The following is a 5,162-nucleotide window of genomic DNA, read 5'->3' as shown; positions in this document are numbered from 1 at the left end:
GTGGCTCGAGCCATGACCCGTACTCCCAGAAGCCCCAGCCGCGCCACCAGCAAGGCTCAGCTGTTCGATTACCGGCAGGCCGCCAACCCGATTCGCCACGGTCTGACGGAGCCGATCCCGGAGGGACGCTGGGGACCCGATCTCCATGCCCGCGGGCCGAGCGCGATCCTGCCCCTAGACCTCAGCCGGGAACTGGGCTGCCAGGGACCGGCCACGAGCCCGGCACTGAGTGCCAACTTCGTGCGGATTCTCGCCGGTGAATCGATCAGCGCCGGAGCCAATGCCACCAGTTCTCTCTTCTATGTCTGGAAGGGGGCCGGGAACTGCCGTCAGCCCGCCACGACCCTGAGCAGGGAATTCAGCCAGGACTGGCGCCAGGGAGATCTGTTCGTGCTGCCCGCCGGCAAGGCCGCCGAGCTCGATGCCGCCGAGGAGAGTGTTCTCTACTGGGTGCACGACGGCCCCCTGCTCAGCCACCTGGGAGTGAGCGCCGATCGCCCCCGCTTCGAGGCGACCCATTACCCGGGTGAGTGGTTGCGCCGTGAACTGGCGGCCCTGGCGACGGATCCAACCAGTGCCCGCAGCAACCGCCTCAGCCTCCTGCTGGCCAATGCCGATCTGCCGGCCAGCCGCACCGTGACCCACACCCTCTGGGCGATGTATGGCCTCGTTCCGGCCGGCGCCGTGCAACCACCCCACCGGCATCAGTCGGTGGCCCTGGATCTGGTGATCGACTGCGCCCCGGGCTGCGCGACCCTCTCAGGCACCGAGCTGAACCCGGACGGCACGATCCGCAACCCGGTGCGGATGGAGTGGGAACCCGGTGCCGCCTTCGTGACGCCACCGGGCCACTGGCATAGCCATGTGAACGAGAGTGGCCAGGATGCCCTGCTGTTGCCGATCCAGGACGCCGGTCTGCACACCTACCTGCGCAGCCTCGACATCCGCTTCACCTGAACCGATCAGGGGGTCACGGCAAGGGCTTCCGGCGCCGTCGCGGCTGCCTCGTCCTCGAAGCGGGCCACGGTGGCCCGGAAGCTGGCCCCATCGATCGTCTCCTCGGCGATCAGCCGCTCCACCAGGGCATCGATCAGAACCCGGCGGGGAGCCAGCAGCGCCACGGCCTGATCCAGAGCCTGGCGGGCCAGTTGCCGCACCTGCAGATCGATGCGGCTGCCGGTGTCCTGGGAGTAGGGGTGCTGGGGGCGGAGCCAGTCACGTCCGAGGAACACCTCGGCCCCCTCGCCTTCCAGGGCCACCGGGCCGAGGCTGGAGAAGCCGTAGCGCGTGACCATCTCGCGGGCGATCCGGCTGACCAGCTCCAGATCACCGGCCGCGCCNTGGGTGATCTCGCTGGGACCGAAGACCACCAGCTCGGCGGCCCGGCCGCCCATGGCCACCACCAGCCTCGCCTGCAGGTAGGCCTTGCTGATCAGACCGGAATCGAGGATCTCCTCGTCGGGCATCGTGCGGGCGAAGCCCCNGACACCGCCGGCTCGGGGCAGCAGGGTGACCTTGTCGAGCTGGTCGGCATGGGGCACCAGGCAGGTCTGCAGCGCGTGGCCCACCTCGTGATAGGCGATCAGTCGCTTCTTGGCCGAGTCCTGCAGCGGGGCCACGGACAGGCCCATGGTGATGCGCTCGAGGGCATCGGAGAGAGCACGCTCATCGATCGAACCCTGCTGGCGCCGAGCGGTGAGGATGGCGGCCTCGTTGAGCAGGTTGGCCAGATCGGCACCCGAAAAGCCCGGAGTGCGGCTGGCCCAGTCGGCCAGGGAGACGGCCGGATCGAGCGGCCGGCTGCGGGCGTGCACCGCCAGGATCTCCTCCCGCCCCCTCCGATCAGGCAGATCCACCTGGATGCGGCGATCGAAGCGGCCGGGGCGCATCAGGGCCGCATCCAGCACATCGGGTCGGTTGGTGGCAGCCAGCAGGATGACCCCGGAATTCGGCTCGAACCCGTCCATCTCGGTGAGCAGCTGGTTGAGGGTCTGCTCGCGCTCGTCGTTGCCGCCGCCGATTCCCGCCCCACGCTGGCGGCCGACGGCGTCGATCTCGTCGATGAAGATGATGCACGGCGCCTTGGCCTTGGCCTTGGCGAACAGATCGCGCACGCGGCTGGCACCGACCCCCACGAACATCTCCACGAACTCGGAGGCGGCGATCGAGAAGAACGGCACGCCGGCCTCGCCGGCGATCGCCTTGGCGAGCAGCGTCTTGCCCGTGCCGGGAGGGCCCACCAGCAGCACACCCTTGGGAATGCGGGCTCCGATCGCCGTGAAGCGTTCCGGACTCTTCAGGAAGGTGACCACCTCCTGAAGCTCCTCCTTGGCCTCGGCGATGCCGGCCACATCCTCGAAACGCACCGTCACGCCGCCCTCGGGCTGCAGGCGCGGTCGGCTGCTGCCGAAACCGAGGGTGCGGTTGGCCACCTGGGCCGAACGCCGCAGCAGCAGGGCGAGACCGGCCAGCAGGATCAGCACCAGCAGGCCGTTGGACACCAGCCCGGCCATGGCGGCCTCGGCGCGATCGTCACGCACCGCCAGCGGCACCCGGGCTGTCTCGGCCGTGCGCAGCAGCAGCTGATCATTGCTGAACACGGGCACGCGGGCCTCCCGGCCATCCCGGTAGCGCACGAGCACCTCGCGCTGCTGCAGCGACAACTCCAGCTCCTTGACCCGCCCGGCCCGGAGATCGGCCATCAGCTGGCTGTAGGAGGGGGCGGCGGGTGTGCTGGCGTGCCAGGGGCTGCGGGGATTCCGGGCGGCAGGTTCAACGCCGCGGGCCTCACTGGCCGGAGAAAGGCTCTCGCTCACTGGAATCCGCCTCTGGCTGGAGCTTAGCGATTTGACGAAAGGCCAGGCGACAGCGGAAGATCATCGTTTGGCGGCACGAGATCGGGGATGGCTGTTCCCAAGAAGAAAACCTCCAAGGGCAAGCGCAATCAGCGCCATGCCCAATGGAAATCCAAGGCGGCCGTGGCCGCCCAGAAGGCGCTGTCGATCGGCAAGGCCGTGCTGAGCGGGCGCGCTCAGGGCTTCGTCTATCCCACCGATGCNGACGAGGCCGCGGAGAGCTGATCCGCAGCGGCCATCGGCGACCCGACCTCCGGACCATGCGGCGCAAGGCAGCGCCGCCGGCCATCGAGCCGGGCAAGGCCTGAAGCCCCGGTCACCAGGGGTTCCTGGTAGAGCGCTGGCGGCAGACTGCAGAGGCTGGATCGCACCAGCTGCTCCAGGGCTGCCGGGGCCAGCCAGGCGCCGCCGCAGCGGCGCTGCCGAGCCTCGGCCTGAAATCGCCAGCGACGGGCCAGGCGCCAGTCGTTCGGCCACAACAGCCAGAGCCCCCGGCAGAGGTTCCAGAGCGGCACATAGGCCGCCAGGGCCCTGTCCCAGTGGGGCAACCAGCGGATCTCCTCCGGCGTGAGCCCCGCCAGATCTTCGGCCAGAGAACCCACCTGGCAGGCCGGGCCAGTCTCGAGGGCCGCCAGAAGTTCCTCCCCCAGAGGGCGGCAACCCATCAGCCAGCCCTCGAGCAACAGCACATCCGCCTGCAGAGCCTGTTCGCTGCACCGGTCCCCCTGTCCATCCCGCAGGGTCTTGTCAAAGCGGGGCAGCACCAGGACGCCGTGACGGCGCCACCGCTCCAGGTTCCGCAGCAACAGGGCGACGTCGTGGCTCCCGGGCGGGACGCGGCTGACGCCGAAGGGGTTACCGGCCAGACGGCGCTGACGCTCCTCCCAGGGGAGATAGAGATCATCGATCGAGGCCACGGCCAGACGGAAGCCCCGTTCGGCAGCCCGCCGCTCCAGCTCACGGCACAGCGTCGTCTTGCCGGCTCCCACCGGTCCGTTGAGAGCCACCACCCCGCGCTGCCCCGAGGCGSCAGCCCTTCCAGGCTGGCCAGCAGCGGCAGCACGAAACCCTGCAGCAGCGTCGGGTCGAGCCGCGGTTCCGGAAGCGAAGGGGGAGCCATCAGGTCCCCAGCTTGAAGGCTTCGAGCACGATCGAATACACAAACCCGATGCGCAGGTTGTCGGCGATCAACCATCCCGGACCGGGATCACCCCGCAGCCAGCGGCCCCTCACCCGCACCACCAGTTCGAGCAGCACCACCAGGCTGAGCACCAGCAGCGGTCGCCGCCGGGGAAGCGCATCAGCACGAAGCTGGTGAGATTGCCCCCCAGGTAGAAGCCGACCAGCAGGGCCAGCAACACGGCGCTGCGATACCGCCAGTTGCCGCGCAGCACGCCCAGAAGCAGCAGACCGACCTGGTCGCTGAGGCGCTTGAAGCGGGTGTGCTGCAGGGTCAGGGGATCAGAGCAGGCGTTCCAGATAGGAGAGCGTGATCCGCCCTGGCTGACAAGCCGGGCCGCGCACCACGCTGCAGCGGGGGCCAAGTTCGGCTGACCACGGCGCGGGCAGCGCGGAATGACTCCGGATCCTCTCGGCTGGCGTAGTGGCTGAGGCTGACCAGGCAGGGCAGACCGGCGGCGGTGGCCGCAGCCAGGCCCGCCGGGGAATCCTCCAGGCAGATCACCTGATCGGGGCGGCGGCCCAGCCGCTCCAGAGCCTGGAGATAGGCCTCGGGGTCGGGCTTCTTGCGGCGCACATCCTCACCGCAGACCCAGAAGCCGAAGGCATCGGCCAGGCCGCCCAGCAAACGGCCCATGAGGGCCTCCACGGCCGGGCGGCCGCTGGTGGTCACGATCACCTGCTCCAGCCCGCAGCCGACGCCTCACGGATCAGGTCCGTCACACCGGGGCGCAGGCGGAGGTCTCCCGCCCCCATCAGCGCGGCGTAGTGCCGCTGCTTGGCCGCCTGCAGAGCCGTCACCCGCTCCGGGGACGGCTCGGTCCCTCGTGCTGCTGCAAGGCTGCCCGGATGCGTTCGGCCCCGCCGCTGATGCCCAGCCAGGAGCCGTAGGCGTCGGCATCCCAGTGCAGCGGCAGACCGGCCTCGGCGAAGGCGCGGTTGAAGGCGCGGTTGAAGGCGCGGCGATGACCGTCACGCTCGGTCTCCGCCAGCGTGCCGTCCACGTCCCAGAGCAACGCGTGCAGGGCCATGGGCGCCGGTTCACTGGCACTGGAGAACGGGGCCAGTCTCCTCCCCCGGGACGGCACCTGACGGGAGCGGCAAGGCATCCACAATGGGCGCGCATCG

General features: G+C 69.8%; 7 protein-coding genes and 1 pseudogene. 2 read left to right on the top strand and 6 right to left on the bottom strand.

Going from position 1 to position 5,162, the window contains the following annotated elements:
• Entirely contained in the window at positions 1-957 is a 957-nt protein-coding gene (locus SYNGFB01_RS09745) for a cupin (RefSeq protein ID WP_369795538.1), read from the top strand.
• A 5-nt stretch (positions 958-962) separates the two neighbouring features.
• Here SYNGFB01_RS09745 and ftsH read toward each other — a convergent pair whose 3' ends face one another.
• The gene (gene ftsH, locus SYNGFB01_RS09740) at positions 963-2,702 is read right to left on the bottom strand and encodes an ATP-dependent zinc metalloprotease FtsH (RefSeq protein WP_048017872.1); all 1,740 of its coding nucleotides are present in this window, start codon (positions 2,700-2,702) and stop codon (positions 963-965) included.
• 201 nt (positions 2,703-2,903) lie between these two features.
• On the opposite strand from ftsH, the gene rpmF reads away from it, so the two are divergent.
• A complete protein-coding gene (gene rpmF, locus SYNGFB01_RS09735) occupies positions 2,904-3,080 on the top strand; it encodes a 50S ribosomal protein L32 (protein WP_048017869.1) in 177 nt (58 codons plus the stop codon).
• 894 nt (positions 3,081-3,974) lie between these two features.
• Here rpmF and SYNGFB01_RS16460 read toward each other — a convergent pair.
• The 5 genes and pseudogenes from SYNGFB01_RS16460 to SYNGFB01_RS15565 all read right to left on the bottom strand — a co-directional run.
• A complete protein-coding gene (locus tag SYNGFB01_RS16460) occupies positions 3,975-4,112 on the bottom strand; it encodes a DUF565 domain-containing protein (RefSeq protein WP_369795537.1) in 138 nt (45 codons plus the stop codon).
• The gene (locus SYNGFB01_RS16455; protein WP_369795536.1) at positions 4,085-4,249 is read right to left on the bottom strand and encodes a hypothetical protein; all 165 of its coding nucleotides are present in this window, start codon (positions 4,247-4,249) and stop codon (positions 4,085-4,087) included. The genes SYNGFB01_RS16460 and SYNGFB01_RS16455 overlap by 28 nt, the downstream gene beginning before the upstream one ends.
• 59 nt (positions 4,250-4,308) lie before the next feature.
• A complete protein-coding gene (locus SYNGFB01_RS15570; RefSeq protein ID WP_235300096.1) occupies positions 4,309-4,713 on the bottom strand; it encodes an HAD family phosphatase in 405 nt (134 codons plus the stop codon).
• Positions 4,710-4,835 (bottom strand): hypothetical protein, encoded by a 126-nt coding sequence (locus tag SYNGFB01_RS15945; RefSeq protein WP_255347549.1) that lies wholly within the window; start codon positions 4,833-4,835, stop codon positions 4,710-4,712. The genes SYNGFB01_RS15570 and SYNGFB01_RS15945 overlap by 4 nt, the downstream gene beginning before the upstream one ends.
• Positions 4,832-5,162: pseudogene (locus tag SYNGFB01_RS15565) on the bottom strand (hypothetical protein); the annotation flags it as partial. The gene SYNGFB01_RS15945 and the pseudogene SYNGFB01_RS15565, both read right to left, overlap by 4 nt.

This window comes from Synechococcus sp. GFB01 (assembly GCF_001039265.1).
Taxonomy (GTDB): Bacteria; Cyanobacteriota; Cyanobacteriia; order PCC-6307; family Cyanobiaceae; genus NIES-981.
This window is presented reverse-complemented; position numbering and strand designations above follow the sequence as displayed.